This is a genomic window from Neobacillus niacini (assembly GCF_030817695.1).
In the GTDB taxonomy this organism is placed as follows: domain Bacteria; phylum Bacillota; class Bacilli; order Bacillales; family Cytobacillaceae; genus Neobacillus; species Neobacillus niacini_F.
In genome coordinates this window covers 281,625-300,000 of sequence record NZ_JAUSZQ010000002.1, presented here as the reverse complement: position 1 = coordinate 300,000, position 18,376 = coordinate 281,625, and the positions used below count along the sequence as shown (strand labels likewise).

15 protein-coding genes, 2 rRNA genes, 1 pseudogene and 1 other annotated feature (1 of these 19 running past the window's edge) are annotated in these 18,376 nt (G+C 41.0%); all 18 genes and pseudogenes read left to right on the top strand.

The genetic code is table 11. From position 1 onward, the window contains the following. Positions 1-1,509: ribosomal RNA gene (locus QFZ28_RS01740) — 23S ribosomal RNA — on the top strand (it extends 1,428 nt beyond the left edge of the window). 75 nt (positions 1,510-1,584) lie between these two features. Continuing rightward, positions 1,585-1,700, top strand: a 5S ribosomal RNA gene (gene rrf / locus QFZ28_RS01735). A 395-nt stretch (positions 1,701-2,095) separates the two neighbouring features. Next, positions 2,096-2,557, top strand: a complete 462-nt coding sequence (locus QFZ28_RS01730; RefSeq protein WP_307193084.1) for a CtsR family transcriptional regulator — start codon at positions 2,096-2,098, stop codon at positions 2,555-2,557. 28 nt (positions 2,558-2,585) lie between these two features. Next, positions 2,586-3,134, top strand: a complete 549-nt coding sequence (locus QFZ28_RS01725; protein ID WP_307193083.1) for a UvrB/UvrC motif-containing protein — start codon at positions 2,586-2,588, stop codon at positions 3,132-3,134. A gap of 1 nt (position 3,135) precedes the next feature. Beyond that, the gene (locus QFZ28_RS01720; RefSeq protein WP_307193082.1) at positions 3,136-4,209 is read left to right on the top strand and encodes a protein arginine kinase; all 1,074 of its coding nucleotides are present in this window, start codon (positions 3,136-3,138) and stop codon (positions 4,207-4,209) included. A gap of 13 nt (positions 4,210-4,222) precedes the next feature. Next, entirely contained in the window at positions 4,223-6,664 is a 2,442-nt protein-coding gene (gene clpC / locus QFZ28_RS01715) for an ATP-dependent protease ATP-binding subunit ClpC (RefSeq protein WP_307193081.1), read from the top strand. Between the two features lie 142 nt (positions 6,665-6,806). Beyond that, positions 6,807-8,189, top strand: coding sequence for a DNA repair protein RadA (gene radA, locus QFZ28_RS01710; protein WP_307193080.1), 1,383 nt, complete (start codon positions 6,807-6,809; stop codon positions 8,187-8,189). 3 nt (positions 8,190-8,192) lie between these two features. Next, a complete protein-coding gene (gene disA / locus QFZ28_RS01705) occupies positions 8,193-9,266 on the top strand; it encodes a DNA integrity scanning diadenylate cyclase DisA (protein ID WP_307193079.1) in 1,074 nt (357 codons plus the stop codon). A 198-nt stretch (positions 9,267-9,464) separates the two neighbouring features. After that, entirely contained in the window at positions 9,465-10,550 is a 1,086-nt protein-coding gene (locus tag QFZ28_RS01700) for a PIN/TRAM domain-containing protein (RefSeq protein WP_307193078.1), read from the top strand. Between the two features lie 73 nt (positions 10,551-10,623). Next, the gene (gene ispD / locus QFZ28_RS01695; protein ID WP_307193077.1) at positions 10,624-11,313 is read left to right on the top strand and encodes a 2-C-methyl-D-erythritol 4-phosphate cytidylyltransferase; all 690 of its coding nucleotides are present in this window, start codon (positions 10,624-10,626) and stop codon (positions 11,311-11,313) included. A gap of 2 nt (positions 11,314-11,315) precedes the next feature. Beyond that, positions 11,316-11,798 (top strand): 2-C-methyl-D-erythritol 2,4-cyclodiphosphate synthase, encoded by a 483-nt coding sequence (gene ispF / locus QFZ28_RS01690; RefSeq protein ID WP_307193076.1) that lies wholly within the window; start codon positions 11,316-11,318, stop codon positions 11,796-11,798. A gap of 226 nt (positions 11,799-12,024) precedes the next feature. Next, complete coding sequence (gene gltX / locus QFZ28_RS01685) at positions 12,025-13,482, top strand: glutamate--tRNA ligase (protein ID WP_307193075.1); 1,458 nt, start codon at positions 12,025-12,027, stop codon at positions 13,480-13,482. A gap of 46 nt (positions 13,483-13,528) precedes the next feature. Next, positions 13,529-13,771, top strand: a binding site (T-box leader). Positions 13,772-13,860: 89 nt separating this feature from the next. After that, on the top strand, positions 13,861-14,502 hold the full coding sequence (cysE, locus tag QFZ28_RS01680) for a serine O-acetyltransferase (RefSeq protein ID WP_307193074.1): 642 nt from the start codon (positions 13,861-13,863) through the stop codon (positions 14,500-14,502). Positions 14,503-14,510: 8 nt separating this feature from the next. Next, the gene (gene cysS, locus QFZ28_RS01675; RefSeq protein WP_307193073.1) at positions 14,511-15,908 is read left to right on the top strand and encodes a cysteine--tRNA ligase; all 1,398 of its coding nucleotides are present in this window, start codon (positions 14,511-14,513) and stop codon (positions 15,906-15,908) included. Positions 15,909-15,911: 3 nt separating this feature from the next. Next, entirely contained in the window at positions 15,912-16,337 is a 426-nt protein-coding gene (locus QFZ28_RS01670) for a Mini-ribonuclease 3 (RefSeq protein WP_307193072.1), read from the top strand. Beyond that, positions 16,334-17,083, top strand: coding sequence for a 23S rRNA (guanosine(2251)-2'-O)-methyltransferase RlmB (gene rlmB, locus QFZ28_RS01665; RefSeq protein ID WP_307193071.1), 750 nt, complete (start codon positions 16,334-16,336; stop codon positions 17,081-17,083). Before QFZ28_RS01670 ends, rlmB begins: the two co-directional genes overlap by 4 nt. A gap of 2 nt (positions 17,084-17,085) precedes the next feature. Continuing rightward, positions 17,086-17,596 (top strand): annotated as a pseudogene (locus QFZ28_RS01660) (NYN domain-containing protein). Between the two features lie 116 nt (positions 17,597-17,712). Further along, positions 17,713-18,318, top strand: coding sequence for an RNA polymerase sporulation sigma factor SigH (gene sigH, locus QFZ28_RS01655; protein ID WP_052106397.1), 606 nt, complete (start codon positions 17,713-17,715; stop codon positions 18,316-18,318). Positions 18,319-18,376 lie beyond the last annotated feature (58 nt).

Below are 18,376 nucleotides of genomic sequence, written 5' to 3'. Positions count from 1 at the left end.
CAACAGGTTGATATTCCTGTACCACCTCTTTATCGTTTGAGTGATGGGGGGACGCAGGAGGATAGGGTAAGCGCACTGTTGGATATGTGCGTGTAAGCAGTTAGGCTGGTAAGTAGGAAAATCCGCTTACCATTAAGGCTGAGCTGTAATGCCGAGGGAAATATAGTACCGAAGTTCCTGATTCCACACTGCCAAGAAAAGCCTCTAGCGAGATAAAAGGTGCCCGTACCGCAAACCGACACAGGTAGGCGAGGAGAGAATCCTAAGGTGAGCGAGAGAACTCTCGTTAAGGAACTCGGCAAAATGACCCCGTAACTTCGGGAGAAGGGGTGCTTTTTGAGGTGAATAGCCTCGAAGAGCCGCAGTGAATAGGCCCAGGCGACTGTTTAGCAAAAACACAGGTCTCTGCGAAGCCGCAAGGCGAAGTATAGGGGCTGACGCCTGCCCGGTGCTGGAAGGTTAAGAGGAGGGGTTAGCGCAAGCGAAGCTCTGAATCGAAGCCCCAGTAAACGGCGGCCGTAACTATAACGGTCCTAAGGTAGCGAAATTCCTTGTCGGGTAAGTTCCGACCCGCACGAAAGGCGTAACGATCTGGGCACTGTCTCAACGAGAGACTCGGTGAAATTATAGTACCTGTGAAGATGCAGGTTACCCGCGACAGGACGGAAAGACCCCGTGGAGCTTTACTGTAGCCTGATATTGAATTTTGGTACAGCTTGTACAGGATAGGTAGGAGCCTGAGAAACCGGAGCGCCAGCTTCGGTGGAGGCGTCGGTGGGATACTACCCTGGCTGTATTGAAATTCTAACCCTCACCCCTTATCGGGGTGGGAGACAGTGTCAGGTGGGCAGTTTGACTGGGGCGGTCGCCTCCTAAAGAGTAACGGAGGCGCCCAAAGGTTCCCTCAGAATGGTTGGAAATCATTCGCAGAGTGTAAAGGCACAAGGGAGCTTGACTGCGAGACCTACAAGTCGAGCAGGGACGAAAGTCGGGCTTAGTGATCCGGTGGTTCCGCATGGAAGGGCCATCGCTCAACGGATAAAAGCTACCCCGGGGATAACAGGCTTATCTCCCCCAAGAGTCCACATCGACGGGGAGGTTTGGCACCTCGATGTCGGCTCATCGCATCCTGGGGCTGTAGTCGGTCCCAAGGGTTGGGCTGTTCGCCCATTAAAGCGGTACGCGAGCTGGGTTCAGAACGTCGTGAGACAGTTCGGTCCCTATCCGTCGTGGGCGCAGGAAATTTGAGAGGAGCTGTCCTTAGTACGAGAGGACCGGGATGGACGCACCGCTGGTGTACCAGTTGTCTTGCCAAAGGCATCGCTGGGTAGCTATGTGCGGACGGGATAAGTGCTGAAAGCATCTAAGCATGAAGCCCCCCTCAAGATGAGATTTCCCATAGCGTCAAGCTAGTAAGAACCCTGAAAGATGATCAGGTTGATAGGTCAGAGGTGGAAGCGCGGTAACGTGTGGAGCTGACTGATACTAATCGTTCGAGGACTTAACCAATTTTAAAGCGAACTCGTTTTACAAACTTCTTCTGAAATTATCTAGTTTTGAGGGAATGATACCTCAATTTAATAGTCTGGCAATAATGGCGAGAAGGTCACACCCGTTCCCATACCGAACACGGAAGTTAAGCTTCTCAGCGCCGATGGTAGTTGGGACTTTGTCCCTGTGAGAGTAGGACGTTGCCAGGCAAAACGAAACACAACCTGATAAGGGTTGTGTTTTTTTGTTTTGTTCGGAATTACAGGATAGTAGAATTAACTTTTGATTCCCTTGAGCTTGATTTTTACCCGATAGAAGGAACTAAAACCTCTTTTCGTTGCCCTTAAATTAGACTTTTAAAGGATATAGGGAACCAAACCTTCCTTTTGATTACCTCAAACTTAATTTTCCTAGGAAAAAGGGAATCAAAACCCACAAAGCTTTCCTACCATTACTAACTACCTAAAAACAAATTAATAAACCAAAACAGGTTTCACACCTGCGAAATATGGAGAAAATCATTAGTAGCATGTTGATTGCAACTACATAAAATTTTCAGTATAATTAATGTCAAATATAGTCAAAGTCAGAAGGAGGTGGGAAGATGAGAAACATCTCCGATATTATTGAAAAGTATCTAAAACAAGTATTAGAAATGAGTGACCAAGAGCATGTGGAAATTAAACGCAGTGAAATAGCGGATAAATTTCAATGTGTACCATCACAAATCAATTATGTCATTAATACGCGCTTTACCATTGAACGAGGGTATATCGTAGAAAGCAAACGCGGCGGAGGCGGCTATATCCGAATCATGAAGGTTCAGTCCCATGATTTAGTCGACTTAATTGACCATTTGCTGTCACTCATTGATAAGCGTATCGCACAAACTACTGCAGAGGATGTAATTTACAGGCTAGTCCATGAGGAGATAATTACAAAACGCGAGGCAAAAATTATGTTGAGTGTTATTGACCGTTCAGTTCTTTATATTGATCTTCCATTCCGAGACGAATTACGTGCAAGAATGTTGAAAGCGATGTTAACATCATTGAAATATAAATAATCTATACCAGCTAGAGAGGTGAATAAAAATGATTTGCCAGGAATGTAATCAAAGGCCTACTGCACTGCATTTTACAAAAATCATCAACGGTGAAAAAACTGAGGTAAACCTTTGTGAAAAATGTGCCCAAGAAAAGGGCGAGATGTTTATGTTTACTGGAGGTTCTGGCCTTACTTTTAATAACCTATTGGCGGGTCTATTAAATATTGATCCTACTGTTCAAAAACAAAATCAAAATACGTTTCATCAAGAAGAAGTACTTCAATGTAATAGATGTTCCATGACATTTCAGCAATTTGTTAAAGTCGGACGTTTTGGATGTGCCCATTGCTATGAAACATTTAAAGAGCAGCTTCCACCCGTTTTAAGGAGACTTCACAGCGGGAATTGGTCCCATAGCGGTAAAATCCCAAGGAGAATTGGTGGAGGAATTCAACTCAAAAAACAAGTTGAAAATCTTAAAAATGAATTAAAAGAGTTAATTCAACAAGAGGAATTTGAAAAAGCTGCTATGATTCGAGATGAAATTCGTACACTCGAAAAAGAACTACCTGGCAGTAGTAAGGGAGGGGAATAACGTGTCGCTTGAACGTTTTATCAATCAAGCAGTCAGCTCGTGGATGAGCGAGGAGGGACCTGATTCTGATATCGTCCTAAGTTCCCGAATCCGTTTAGCCCGAAACTTTGAGAACTTTAAATTTCCGACACTATTTTCGCATGAAGAAGCACAATCGATTATTTTGAAAATGGAAGAAATACTGCGTGAATCCAACTTTACAAAGTTTGGGCAAATGGAATTATTGAAAATCGATGACATACAGCCTCTACAAAAAAGAGTTTTAGTAGAAAAGCATTTGATTAGCCCTAATTTAGCAGAAGACTCACCCTATGGTGCGGTTCTACTAACCGAAAACGAAGAAGTAAGTATTATGATTAATGAAGAGGATCACATTCGCATTCAGTGTTTGTTTCCCGGGCTGCAACTAACGGAGGCATTAGAGGCTGCTAATGAAGTAGATGATTGGCTGGAAAGCCACATTCACTTTGGTTTTGATGAGAAGCATGGCTATCTAACTAGCTGCCCTACAAACGTTGGAACAGGACTTCGTGCTTCAGTGATGATGCACTTACCAGGTTTAATTTTAACACAGCAAATCAATCGTATTATTCCGGCTATTAATCAGCTGGGTCTTGTTGTAAGAGGGATTTATGGTGAGGGGAGTGAAGCGCTCGGAAATATATTTCAAATCTCCAATCAAATTACTTTGGGGAAATCGGAAGAGGATATCTGCCGTGACTTAAAAGGTGTTGTAAGCCAGTTAATTTCACAAGAAAGGTCCGCTCGTGAAGCATTACGCAAAACTTCAAACATACAATTAGAAGACAGAGTGTTCCGATCATACGGTGTGTTATCAAACTGTAGGATTATTGAGTCAAAAGAGGCTGCGAAATGCCTTTCTGATGTTCGACTTGGAATTGATATGGGATACATTGATCATTTGCCTAAGAATATATTAAATGAATTAATGATTCTAACCCAGCCTGGATTCTTGCAGCAGTATGCAGGAGGGCATTTAAGGGCAAATGAAAGAGATATACGACGAGCAGCATTAATTCGAGAACGACTAAAAATGGAGCAGGATAAAAGGTGAGGAGGAATGGAATATGATGTTTGGCCGTTTTACTGAGAGAGCTCAAAAGGTATTAGCTTTAGCACAAGAGGAAGCAATTAGACTTGGGCACAACAATATTGGAACAGAGCATATTTTATTAGGTTTAGTCCGTGAAGGAGAGGGCATTGCCGCAAAAGCACTTTATGGGCTTGGATTAGGTTCAGAAAAAATTCAAAAAGAAGTGGAATCGTTAATCGGGAAAGGCCAAGAAGCATCCCAAACGATTCACTATACACCAAGGGCAAAAAAGGTAATTGAATTATCTATGGATGAAGCACGGAAACTAGGACATTCCTATGTTGGAACAGAGCATATCCTGCTCGGTTTAATCCGTGAAGGTGAAGGTGTTGCTGCAAGAGTTCTTAATAATCTTGGAGTAAGCTTAAATAAAGCGCGTCAACAGGTACTACAATTACTAGGCAGTAATGAATCTGGAGGTCATCAGGGAGGAGCATCAGTAAGTGCTAATACTCCAACCCTTGACAGCCTTGCAAGAGATTTAACAGCCATCGCAAGAGAAGGCAGTTTAGATCCTGTTATTGGAAGAAGTAAAGAAATCCAGCGCGTAATTGAAGTACTAAGCCGCCGTACAAAAAATAACCCAGTGTTAATCGGTGAACCGGGCGTAGGTAAAACTGCTATCGCTGAAGGCCTTGCACAGCAAATTGTAAATAATGAGGTACCGGAAATTCTTCGTGATAAGCGGGTTATGACGTTAGATATGGGTACCGTAGTAGCGGGTACCAAATATCGCGGTGAATTTGAGGACCGTTTGAAAAAGGTAATGGATGAAATCCGCCAGGCCGGTAACATCATTCTCTTTATTGATGAATTACACACGTTAATTGGGGCAGGAGGAGCAGAAGGGGCAATTGACGCTTCTAATATCCTAAAACCTTCTTTAGCACGTGGAGAGCTACAATGTATCGGTGCAACAACACTGGACGAATACCGAAAATATATTGAGAAGGATGCGGCATTAGAACGACGATTCCAGCCGATTCGTGTTGACGAACCAACGGCGGAAGAGTCCATTCGTATACTAGAAGGTCTTCGTGATCGTTATGAAGCCCATCACCGTGTTTCGATTACGGATGAAGCCATTGAAGCAGCCGTAAAATTATCTGACCGCTATATTTCTGACCGATTCCTTCCGGATAAGGCAATCGATCTAATTGATGAAGCGGGATCAAAGGTTCGTTTACGTTCCTATACGACACCGCCAAATTTAAAAGAATTAGAAGTGAAGTTAGAGGAAGTACGCAAAGAGAAGGATGCTGCCGTTCAAAGCCAGGAATTTGAAAAAGCAGCCTCTCTAAGAGATACGGAGCAGCGTCTTCGTGAGCAGCTGGAAGAAACGAAGAAAACGTGGAAAGAAAAGCAAGGTAAAGAAAACAGTGAAGTTACTGTAGAGGATATTGCTAGTGTGGTTTCAAGCTGGACTGGAATTCCTGTCTCCAAGCTTGCTCAAACAGAAACAGCTAAGTTACTAAACTTAGAGGAACTCCTCCATTCACGTGTGATTGGTCAAGAAGAAGCCGTTAAGGCTGTTTCAAAAGCTGTTCGTCGTGCCAGAGCAGGCTTAAAGGATCCAAAACGTCCTATTGGCTCTTTCATTTTCCTTGGTCCTACTGGTGTAGGGAAAACCGAATTGGCCAGGGCACTTGCTGAAGCCATGTTTGGTGATGAAGACGCCATGATTCGGATTGATATGTCAGAGTACATGGAGAAGCATTCTACTTCTCGTTTGGTTGGATCTCCTCCAGGATATGTAGGTTACGAAGAAGGCGGTCAATTAACGGAAAAGGTACGTAGAAAACCATATTCCGTTATCCTGCTTGATGAAATTGAAAAAGCACATCCAGACGTATTTAATATTTTATTGCAAGTTCTAGAGGACGGCCGCTTAACGGATTCAAAAGGAAGAACGGTTGACTTCCGTAATACGGTTCTGATTATGACTTCTAACGTTGGTGCAGAAGCGCTAAAACGTAACAAATATGTCGGCTTTAACATTCAAGATGGGGAACAGGATTATAAGGATATGAAAGGTAAAGTGATGGAAGAATTGAAAAAGGCCTTCCGTCCTGAATTCTTAAACCGTATTGATGAAATCATTGTCTTCCATGCTTTAGAGAAAAAGCATCTTGGAGAAATTGTTACACTTTTATCTGACCAGCTTGTAAAACGTTTAAAAGAACAGCATATTTCTTTAGAATTAACCGATGCAGCTAAGGATAAGATATCTATCGAGGGTTACGACCCAGAATACGGTGCTCGACCACTACGCAGAGCTATTCAAAGGCATATTGAGGACCGCCTCTCTGAAGAACTATTAAAAGGTACAGTATTAACAGGGCAGCATGTTATAATTGATGTTGATAATGGTGAGTTCATAGTTAGAACGGCAGAAAAAACAACTCTAACTAAATAACCAAAGCAAAAAGCCATGGGGACGGTTCTTGTGGCGACACTAACCACAGAAAAGCAAGAGAACCGCCCCCAAAAAAGGGGTACACGTTATAAGTCTCGACCGTGTACCTCTTTTTCTATTTAGAGTTAGGAGTAGATAGGAAATGGTCAAACGAAAAACGAAGTTCATGTGTCAGGAGTGTGGGTATGAATCTCCTAAATGGTTAGGAAAATGCCCAGGCTGTGGAGAATGGAACAAAATGGTGGAGGAAGTTGAGGTAACCGGTGGAAATAGAAGGGGCGCATTTGCTCATTCTCAGGGAGTTTCAACACTAGCTTCGAAACCAACGCCAATTACGGCAATTGAATCATTGTCTGAACCGAGAATTCTTACCGATCTCAATGAGCTTAATCGGGTTTTAGGCGGAGGAGTAGTAAAAGGATCACTGGTTTTAATCGGCGGTGACCCTGGTATCGGTAAATCGACTCTCCTTTTACAGGTATCCTCGCAGCTTGCGAATAAAGGGAATCAGGTTTTATACATATCCGGCGAGGAATCGCTGAGGCAAACAAAGCTAAGAGCTGAAAGACTAGGAATTAAATCTGACAATCTCCTCGTATACGCTGAGACCAATTTAGACGAGATTAATCGGACTATTGAAAATACAAACCCAAGTTTTGTCATTATCGATTCGATTCAAACTATTTTCCATCCAGAAGTAACATCTGCACCAGGGAGCGTTTCACAAGTTCGTGAATGTACATCTGAATTAATGAGAATCGGAAAAACAAAGGGAATTGCTATCTTTATTGTTGGTCATGTAACAAAAGAGGGGTCCATAGCTGGACCAAGGCTGCTCGAGCACATGGTAGATACTGTTCTTTACTTTGAAGGGGAAAGGCACCATACGTATCGTATTTTGCGTGCAGTAAAAAACCGTTTTGGATCAACCAATGAAATGGGTATTTTCGAGATGAAAGAATTTGGACTTGATGAAGTTGCCAATCCCTCAGAAATTTTCCTTGAAGAGAGGTCACATGGCGCGGCAGGCTCCACTGTGGTTGCGTCGATGGAAGGGACTCGCCCTGTACTTGTTGAAATCCAGGCTTTAATTTCTCCGACAAGTTTTGGAAACCCAAGAAGAATGGCAACAGGTATTGACCATAATCGTGTGCCATTATTAATGGCAGTTTTAGAGAAGCGGATGGGAATGCTGCTTCAGAATCAAGATGCGTATCTTAAGGTCGCTGGGGGCGTGAAGTTAGATGAACCAGCCATCGATTTAGCGATTGCCGTAAGCATTGCTTCAAGCTTCCGTGATAAACCTACACGTGCCACGGATTGTATTATAGGCGAGGTTGGGTTAACAGGAGAAGTGAGAAGGGTCTCCAGAATTGAACAGCGTGTTCAGGAAGCCGCAAAGTTAGGTTTCGAACGGGTTATATTACCTGCCAATAATTTAAGCGGCTGGCAAGGTCCTAAAGGGGTAGAGTTAATCGGAGTTTCTACTGTAGCTGAAGCCTTAAAAGCTGCGTTAGGGGTGTAGAACATGGAAAATAAAAAGCTGGGTGAACAAACTGTAAGTGAAGTATTACAGTTTATTGCCCCAGGTACACCTATTCGTGAAGGAATTGATAATGTATTAAGAGCAAATACCGGGGGGCTTATTGTTGTTGGTTACAATGATAAAGTTAAAAGTATCGTGGATGGCGGATTCCAAATTAATTGTCCCTTTTCGCCAAGTTACCTTTATGAATTAGCAAAAATGGATGGTGCCATTATCCTAAATGAATTAGGGAATACCATTCTTATTGCGAATGCCCAGCTTGTTCCTGATTCTGATATATCGGCATCAGAAACCGGTATGCGCCACCGTACAGCTGAACGAGTGGCGAGGCAGACAAAGGCCCTTGTCATTGCTATATCTCAAAGAAGAAATGTAATAACCTTATATCAAGGAAACTTTCGTTATGCCCTTAAAGATATTTCTGTGATCTTAACGAAGGCGAATCAGGCGATTCAAATGTTAGAAAAGTATAAATCTGTCCTTGAGCGGAGTATTGCCAGTTTAAGTATTTTAGAGTTTGAAGAATCTGTTACATATAACGATTTCTTACTCGTTCTCCACCGATTTGAAATGGTGCTAAAAATTAAAAATGAACTCATTACGTACTTAAACGAATTGGGAACAGAAGGCAGGCTTATTCGCTTGCAAATGAATGAAATACTGACAGATTTAGAAGAAGAGACTGCGCTGATTATTAAGGACTATGCCATTGACAGAGAGATCAAGGCGGTGGATGTCCTCAAGCGAATGCAGGTGTTAACGAGTAATGGAACATTAGATGATATCGCAATCCTGAAACTAATGGGGTATCAAGGATATACTCCTCTTGATGAAAGCAAACATCCTCGGGGATATCGGATTCTAAATAAAATTCCCCGTCTTCCAATTGTAATCATTGAAAACATTATTACTAGCTTTGGTGAGTTTTCAAACATCATATCAGCCTCTGTTGAAGAACTAGATGATGTTGAAGGAATTGGTGAAATCCGTGCAAAAAAAATCAAGGAAGGCTTAAGAATAATTAAAGAGAGATTATATACAGAGCGACATTTATAGATCTCTTTTAAGAAAAAGTAAGAGATTTACGTTTGTTTGACAGAGTATTTTTCCAGTGCTACCCTATGAAGTGAAAAATATATTTTACTATATAAAGTTAACTTTCATGTTTTAAAATTCACACTTTGACTAAAATAATCATTAAACGAAGGTTTCAATTTTGGGAATATGTTTATAATGAGTAGAGGAGGTGAAGGAATGTTAAAACGTATTGTTCAAGCATGCTTTCTAATAACCGGAGGTACGCTTGGAATATTGTTAATCCCACAATTGCTAAAAGTAATAAATTTTGACGACATTCCAATAATCAGTAACTCATATGCAGCGGCTATTATAGGTGCAATTATTTTTTATCTTATTACTTTTTGGGCAGTAGATTATGTACTAGAGTTTATTAAATGGGCGGAAGACTCACTGGTGAAAATCCCGGTAACAGACGTGATTTTTGGCAGTTTAGGATTAATCTTTGGCTTATTAGTGGCCTTTTTAATCGGCTTTGCTCTAAATGCAGTTCAAGTACCTATTCTTAATGCTGTGGCTCCTATTTTGCTGACATTACTATTTGGATACCTTGGCTTTCAGGTTGGATTTAAGAAAAGAGATGAGCTGTTAAATCTTTTTGGAAGCCGTGGAAAGAAGAAATCCGGAGAAGAGGACGCTGAGAAATCAGAGGGACAATCATTAAAGATCCTAGATACAAGTGTAATTATAGACGGCCGTGTCGCTGATATTTGTCAAACAGGATTTCTAGAAGGAACCATTGTCATTCCACGCTTTGTACTAGAGGAACTACAGCATATTGCTGATTCATCTGATGTGTTGAAGCGAAACCGTGGGAGACGAGGCTTGGATATACTAAATCGAATTCAAAAAGAACTAGCAATAAAAGTAGAAATTTATGAAGGCGATTTTGACGAAATTCAAGAAGTGGACAGCAAGCTTGTGAAGCTAGCAAAGATTACAAATGGTATGCTTGTTACGAATGATTTTAATCTCAATAAAGTATGTGAATTACAGAATGTTTCTGTATTAAATATTAATGATTTAGCTAATGCCGTAAAGCCAGTGGTACTGCCTGGGGAAGAGTTATCTGTACAGGTAATCAAGGATGGTAAAGAGTATCACCAAGGTGTCGCCTATCTTGATGATGGAACGATGATTGTCGTTGAAGAGGGAAGAGAATATATCGGAAAAAGAATAGATGTTCTTGTAACGAGCGTTCTTCAAACCTCAGCTGGAAGAATGATTTTTGCAAAACCAAAATTATTGGAAAAGGCTTTATAGCCAGAAAAGCGGAAGCCCCTAGGCGCTGTAGCTAGACATACATTAGACAGATAGAATAGAATGGAGTTTTATTATGGCTTATCAAGTCATTATTCCGGCCGCTGGTCAAGGGAAGAGGATGGGGGCAGGGAAAAACAAGCTTTTGTTAGAACTAAATAATATACCTGTATTAATCCATACCTTAAAGGTCTTCGATGAAGATGAATTATGTAACGGAATTATTTTAGCGGTTAACCCGCTAGATACTGCGGAATTTAAATCCTTATTAAATAAGTATAAGGTGAAGAAGGTGCTAGATTTAGTTCCAGGTGGAAAAGAACGTCAGGATAGCATTTATAACGCATTGAAAACTGTGAAGAACGATGGAATTATTCTTGTTCATGATGCCGCTCGTCCTTTTATTCTTAAGGAACATATTCACCGATTACTAGTTACAGCACAAGAAACAGGTGCAGCAATCATTGGAGTGCCAGCAAAAGATACCATGAAAACAGTACGTGATGATATGGTAATGGCAACTGTCGAAAGATCCAGCTTGTGGGCTGTTCAAACCCCACAAGCTTTTCGTTTTTCTGTTCTTTTTAAGGCCTATGAACAGGCCGAGAAGGAAAACTTTATTGGTACCGATGATTCCAGTTTGGTAGAACGAATTTCTCATCCAGTCACAATGGTGGAAGGAGATTATGACAATATCAAGCTTACCACCAAGGAAGATTTATTTTTTGCAGAAGCGATAGTAACGAAAAGACAAGGGAGTTTTTAAAAATGTTTCGTATTGGACAAGGCTTTGATGTGCACCAATTAACCGAGGACCGGCCGCTTATCATTGGCGGCATTACCATCCCCTATGAAAAAGGACTGCTAGGCCATTCAGATGCAGATGTATTATTACATACCATTTCGGATGCTTGTCTTGGGGCGATTGGTGAAGGGGATATAGGCAGGCATTTTCCGGATACCGATCCAAACTTTAAGGATGCAGATTCTGCAAAGCTTATGGAGCATGTATGGCAGCTTGTAAAAGATAGAGGGTATGAACTTGTTAATGCAGATTGTACGATTATTGCCCAAAAGCCAAAAATGGCACCTTATATACAGCCGATGAAGGAGAGAATTGCTGAATTACTTAATGCTTCTCCAGAACAAATCAATGTAAAGGCAACAACGACAGAGAAGTTAGGATTTACAGGCCGCGGCGAAGGAATTGCCTCACAAGCTGTCGTTTTGTTAAAAAAGGTTAACATATAGTCTTTATTGCAGAAATCCACAATGGTAAAATAAATCAGATATAATTTTAAACTTAGAGAATTGTCTAGCGCAAGCAGCCTAGGGGCTCTCAGGTCTAAGCCAATCCGTCAAGAAGGTTAAAGAACAACCTTCTAGCCGGCTCGTCTAGATTCACGCCCCTACGAAAAATTGAACTACATTTTTCCATGGGCAAGGCGCTTCCGCTTTTCTAATAGGAGGCATAGTAATGTCAAATGAAGTTCGTGTAAGGTATGCTCCAAGTCCAACTGGACATTTACATATTGGAAATGCCCGTACAGCATTATTTAATTATTTGTTTGCGCGCAGCAAGCAAGGCAAATTTATTATCCGTATTGAGGATACAGATAAAAAGCGAAATATTGCTGGCGGAGAAGAAAGTCAGTTAAAATACCTTAAATGGCTGGGTATGGATTGGGACGAAAGTGTGGATGTCGGCGGCGAATATGGACCATACCGTCAGTCGGAAAGAAATGATATTTATAAAATTTACTACAATCAATTACTTGAGAATGGGCACGCTTATAAATGTTATTGTACAGAGGCAGAAATAGAAGCAGAGCGGGAAGAACAGACAGAGCGAGGAGAAACTCCTCATTATTCTGGAAAGTGCCGTCATCTAACAGCTGATGAACGTGCAAAATTAGAAAGTGAAGGACGCGAGCCAAGCATTCGAATCATGGTACCGGCAGGAAAAACCTACACCTTTGATGACATGGTAAAAGGAACTGTTTCCTTTGAATCTGAGGGAATGGGAGATTGGGTCATTATCAAAAAGGATGGAACACCAACGTATAATTTCGCTGTAACCGTTGATGATTATTTAATGAAAATTTCGCATGTGCTTCGCGGTGATGATCATATATCTAATACTCCAAAGCAGCTAATGGTTTATGAAGCATTAGGCTGGGAGCCGCCGATTTTTGGTCATATGACACTTATCGTGAACGAAAGCAGAAAGAAATTAAGCAAACGTGATGAATCAATTATTCAATTTATCGAACAATATGAAGAATTAGGCTATCTGCCTGAGGCATTGTTTAACTTTATTACGTTACTAGGCTGGTCACCAGCAGGTGAAGAAGAACTTTACTCTAAAGAAGAATTTATTGAAATTTTCGATGCAAATCGCTTATCGAAGTCACCAGCTTTATTTGATACCAATAAACTTACTTGGATGAACAACCAATATATGAAAAAAATTGAGGTTGATCGCGTTCTCGAAGTATCCATGCCGCATTTAGTTAAAGCTGGAAGGTTAGGTGAGAACTTGACTGAAGATGAGCAGCGATGGGTAAAAAGTTTAGTCGCACTTTTACAGGAAAAAATGAGCTATGGTGCAGAGATTGTTGAATTATCTGATATGTTCTTTAAAGATGAAGCTGATTACGAAGAGGATGCCAAGGAAGTATTATCAGGGGAGACAGTTCCTCAAGTACTGAAGGCATTTGCTGAGGAGCTTGAGAAGCTGGAAAACTTTAAGGCTGACGAAATTAAGGCAGCGATGAAGGCCGTTCAAAAATCAACCGGTCAAAAAGGGAAAAACCTGTTTATGCCAATTCGGGCCGCTGTTTCAGGTCAAACCCATGGTCCAGATTTACCTCAGGCAATTGAGCTTTTAGGAAAAGAGAAAGTTTTAAATAGAATTCAAAAAATTATTGGTTAACATCCGAGCAAAAATGTAATATAGTAAAAGAAATAAACTTCTATATGAAAAAGTGTAGATGAGGAAAAGTAGAGTATGACGCTTTAAAGAGAAGACCATCACCGGCTGAAAGTGGTCTAAGCCCCTCATATTTGAAAATGCACCTCTGAGTCCCATTTTGAAAAGATGAAAATCTGTGTAGATTTGGGCGGAACCTTTCCGTTAACAGGTAGAGTGAGATCAACCTAAGCTTTATATCTGTAAGCTTATTGATCTAATCAGAGTGGAACCACGCGAACGCGTCTCTGTCGTTATGACAGGGGCGTTTTTTATTTTATCAGAAAACATGGGGATTATTTTACACATGAAGCTTCATTACATTTAAGGGGGAAATGAGAAATGTTCAAAAGGATGAAGGAGGATATTGCGGTTGTTTTTGAACAAGATCCTGCAGCAAGAAGTTACCTTGAAGTTATCCTAACCTATTCGGGCTTACATGCAATTTGGGCACACCGAATTGCACATGCTTTTTTTAAGAGGAAGTTTTATTTTCTTGCACGGGTCATTTCTCAAATTAGTCGTTTTTTCACAGGTATTGAAATCCATCCAGGTGCAAAAATAGGCAGGAGATTATTTATTGATCACGGTATGGGGGTTGTCATTGGAGAGACCTGTGAAATTGGTGATAATGTAACGATATTTCAGGGCGTGACACTTGGGGGAACTGGCAAAGAGAAAGGGAAACGTCATCCAACCATTAAGGATAATGCGTTAATCGCAACAGGTGCAAAGGTGCTGGGTTCTATTATCATTGGCGAAAATTCTAAGATTGGTGCTGGATCAGTAGTTTTAAAAGAAGTGCCGCCAAATTCAACAGTAGTTGGGGTTCCAGGACGGGTAGTAATACAAGACGGCAAGCGAATTGGCAAGGATTTAGACCATTGTGATCTTCCTGACCCTATTGCCGATCGGCTTAAAGATTTGCAAACTGAACTAACTGAATTGAGACATGAATTGATCGAATTGAAGAAAGAAAGGTAATAAAGTGAATGACCATACAACTGTATAATACGCTAACCCGTAAGAAAGAAGTATTTGTCCCGCTCGAAGAAGGAAAAGTAAAAATGTATGTTTGCGGTCCGACTGTCTATAATTATATTCATATCGGTAATGCTCGTCCGGCGATTGTATTTGACACCGTTCGCCGCTATTTTGAATACCGGGGCTATGACATACAATATGTATCAAACTTTACAGATGTAGATGATAAATTAATCCGTGCTGCTAATCAACTTGGAGAAGATGTTCCAGCCATCGCAGACCGTTTTATTGAAGCCTATTTTGAAGATGTAACGGCATTAGGCTGCAAAAAGGCGGATATTCATCCACGAGTGATGGAAAATATGGATATTATCATTGAATTTATTGACCAACTCATTAAAAAGGGTTTTGCCTATGAATCAGAAGGGGATGTTTATTTCAGGACAAGGAAGTTTGATGACTACGGCAAACTCTCACATCAATCAATTGATGACCTTCAAGTTGGTGCCCGAATAGAAGTCGGTGAAAAGAAACAAGATGATATGGACTTTGCCTTATGGAAAGCGGCAAAAGAGGGAGAAATCTTCTGGGAAAGTCCTTGGGGTATTGGACGCCCAGGCTGGCATATTGAATGCTCGGCAATGGCAAAGAAATACCTGGGGGAAACAATCGATATTCATGCGGGCGGTCAAGATTTAACGTTCCCTCACCATGAAAATGAAATAGCCCAATCAGAGGCACTTACCGGAAAAACTTTTGCCCGTTATTGGATGCATAATGGATATATTAATATTGATAATGAAAAAATGTCTAAATCGCTCGGCAACTTTGTTCTCGTACATGACATTATCAAAAAACATAACCCGCAGGTTTTGCGATTTTTTATGCTATCTGTTCATTACCGGAATCCGATTAATTACAGTGAAGAGTTGTTAGAAAGCACAAAGGCCGCCTTTGAACGCCTAACAACCTCTTATCAGAATCTACAGCACCGCAAGGAATCAAGTACAAATTTAACAGACAATAATCAGGAATGGCTAGAAAAGATAGAGGCATTACAAGATGAGTTTATCAAAGCGATGGACGATGATTTCAACACAGCAAAAGCAATTTCCGTATTATTTGATTTATCTAAGCTGGCAAATTACTATCTACTAGAAAAAAACACAGCTGTAGAAGTAATTGATAAATTTACCACACAATTTAACAAGTTATTCAATGTCTTAGGACTGTCACTTGAAACAACAGAAATGCTAGATGAAGAAATAGACGCGTTAATTGAAAAAAGAATTCAGGCACGAAAAGACCGTAATTTCCAGCTATCTGATCGAATTAGGGATCAATTAAAGGAAATGAATATTATTTTAGAAGATACACCACAGGGTACGAGATGGAAAAGAGGCTAATTCATGATTGATTACCAAGAAAAAATAAATGCCAATCAATTGAATAGTCTTGCCTTAGCATATATGGGTGACGCTGTCTATGAGACATATGTCAGACGTCACCTCCTGCAAAGCGGGAAGGTAAAGCCGAATCATCTTCACCGTGAGGGAACAACATATGTATCCGCAAAGGCGCAATGCCAGGTACTATTTCGGATGATGGACGAAAACCTCCTGACAGAGGAAGAGCTGGCGGTAGTCAAGCGGGGGAGAAATGCTAAATCAGGAACTGTACCTAAAAACACAGATGTCCAAACCTATCATTATAGCACCGCATTTGAAGCCTTAATGGGGTTTTTATATTTAACAGATAAAACAGAACGATTAGAGGAACTTATTGTAAAGTCCTTTGAGTTTGTTGAGGAAAAGAAAGGAGGAACAAGCGAATGAACGAAAATAAGGATTATATCATTGGGAAAAATCCTGTAATGGAGGCGCTTAGAGCCGAAAGGGATATCAATAAAATTCTGATTGCAGAGTCCTCACAGCGTGGTCAAATGCAGCCATTAATTCAATTAGCCAAAGAGGCTAATGTGATTGTTCAATTTGTCCCGAAGAAAAAAATTGACCAGATATCTGATGAAAATCATCAAGGAGTTCTTGCCTATGTAGCTGCTTACCAATACGCAGAAATGGACGACCTATTTGCAGCCGCAGAAAAGAAAAACGAACCTCCTTTCTTTTTGTTATTAGACGAGATTGAAGACCCGCATAATTTGGGTTCCATCATGAGAACGGCTGACGCAGTGGGAGCCCACGGAATTATTATTCCAAAAAGAAGAGCTGTTGGGTTAACGGCAACCGTTGCAAAGGCTTCAACAGGTGCAATCGAACACATTCCAGTGGTCCGCGTAACCAATATGGCTAGAACCATAGACGAATTAAAGGAGCGCGGTATTTGGATAGCTGGTACGGACGCAAGTGGAAAGCAGGATTATCGCGAATTTGATGGCACGCTGCCACTTGGTCTTGTCATTGGAAGCGAAGGAAAAGGAATGGGTCGTCTTGTTAGGGATAAATGTGATTTCCTTATCAACCTGCCGATGGCTGGAAAGGTGACATCATTAAATGCGTCTGTTGCAGCAGCGTTACTAATGTATGAGGTATACCGCAGGCGGCACCCTCTAGAGGGATAGAAATGGATATTTTGCTTGTCGATGGTTATAACATAATCGGGGCATGGCCGGAGCTAAGGGCATTAAGGGACCATGATTTGCCTGCAGCCCGAGACCGTTTAGTGGAACGGATGGCAGAATACCAGGCATTTTCAGGCTATCGAGTCATTGTTGTATTTGATGCCTATTATGTCCAAGGGACGGAGAAAAAATATAAGAACCATAAAGTAGAGGTTATTTTTACAAAAGAAAACGAGACAGCGGATGAGCGAATTGAAAAGCTGGCGATTTCCTTAAACAACAGGAAAACTCAAATACATGTCGCTACTTCCGATTATACAGAGCAATGGGCTATTTTTGGACAAGGCGCATTAAGAAAATCTGCCCGGGAATTGCTTATAGAAATGTCTTCGGTAGAAAAAGGAATTGAAAAAAAAGGTAAAAAAAATTCAAGAAAAAAGACCAGTCTCAAAAATACCGATTAGCAGCGAAGTGGCAGAAATTTTTGAAAAGTGGCGCAGAGGTGAAAAGTAAGCGTTGACGTTCAAAAGTTTTCGACAGTATAATAATACTATCTATGCTTGTTCGGTGGAGGGGGATCTTAATTGGGTACAGACTTCGGGGAAAAAAGCAGCGAGCTATTTTTTTCAATGGAAGACGAGGAAATTGTTGATCTAGTGCACCAGGGTAATAGTGAGGCATTGGATTATTTAATTCACAAATATCGTAATTTTGTACGTGCAAAGGCAAGATCCTACTTCCTAATCGGAGCAGATAAGGAAGATATAGTCCAAGAGGGTATGATTGGGCTATATAAGGCAATTCGTGATTTTCGCGAGGACAAGCTTACATCCTTTAAAGCGTTTGCAGAGCTGTGTATTACCAGACAAATTATTACGGCAATCAAAACAGCAACAAGACAAAAGCATATACCGCTAAATTCCTATGTATCACTGGACAAGCCAATCTATGATGAAGAATCGGACCGCACTCTTATGGACGTCCTGTCTGGTGCAAAGGTTCTTGACCCAGAGGAATTGATTATTAACCAAGAGGAATTTGATCACATCGAAGTAAAAATGACCGAATTATTAAGTGACCTAGAACGGAAGGTTTTGGCACTGTATCTCGATGGACAATCATACCAAGAAATATCAGAAGAGCTGAACCGACATGTAAAATCCATTGATAATGCCCTTCAACGTGTAAAAAGGAAATTAGAGCGCTATTTGGAAATTAGGGAATTTAGTCTTTAATTTTCAAGACAATGACAATTCTATGAATCCGCTCCCACGTGCTGTTGACAATGATTAG

Coding starts and splice junctions, on each gene's coding strand:
- QFZ28_RS01670 (WP_307193072.1), top strand. CDS start 15,912: ATGATTGATTACCAAGAAAAAATAAATGCCAATCAATTGAATAGTCTT.
- QFZ28_RS01700 (WP_307193078.1), top strand. CDS start 9,465: ATGTTAAAACGTATTGTTCAAGCATGCTTTCTAATAACCGGAGGTACG.
- rlmB (WP_307193071.1), top strand. CDS start 16,334: ATGAACGAAAATAAGGATTATATCATTGGGAAAAATCCTGTAATGGAG.
- cysE (WP_307193074.1), top strand. CDS start 13,861: ATGTTCAAAAGGATGAAGGAGGATATTGCGGTTGTTTTTGAACAAGAT.
- QFZ28_RS01730 (WP_307193084.1), top strand. CDS start 2,096: ATGAGAAACATCTCCGATATTATTGAAAAGTATCTAAAACAAGTATTA.
- sigH (WP_052106397.1), top strand. CDS start 17,713: ATGGAAGACGAGGAAATTGTTGATCTAGTGCACCAGGGTAATAGTGAG.
- cysS (WP_307193073.1), top strand. CDS start 14,511: ATGACCATACAACTGTATAATACGCTAACCCGTAAGAAAGAAGTATTT.
- radA (WP_307193080.1), top strand. CDS start 6,807: ATGGTCAAACGAAAAACGAAGTTCATGTGTCAGGAGTGTGGGTATGAA.
- disA (WP_307193079.1), top strand. CDS start 8,193: ATGGAAAATAAAAAGCTGGGTGAACAAACTGTAAGTGAAGTATTACAG.
- clpC (WP_307193081.1), top strand. CDS start 4,223: ATGATGTTTGGCCGTTTTACTGAGAGAGCTCAAAAGGTATTAGCTTTA.
- ispD (WP_307193077.1), top strand. CDS start 10,624: ATGGCTTATCAAGTCATTATTCCGGCCGCTGGTCAAGGGAAGAGGATG.
- ispF (WP_307193076.1), top strand. CDS start 11,316: ATGTTTCGTATTGGACAAGGCTTTGATGTGCACCAATTAACCGAGGAC.
- gltX (WP_307193075.1), top strand. CDS start 12,025: ATGTCAAATGAAGTTCGTGTAAGGTATGCTCCAAGTCCAACTGGACAT.
- QFZ28_RS01725 (WP_307193083.1), top strand. CDS start 2,586: ATGATTTGCCAGGAATGTAATCAAAGGCCTACTGCACTGCATTTTACA.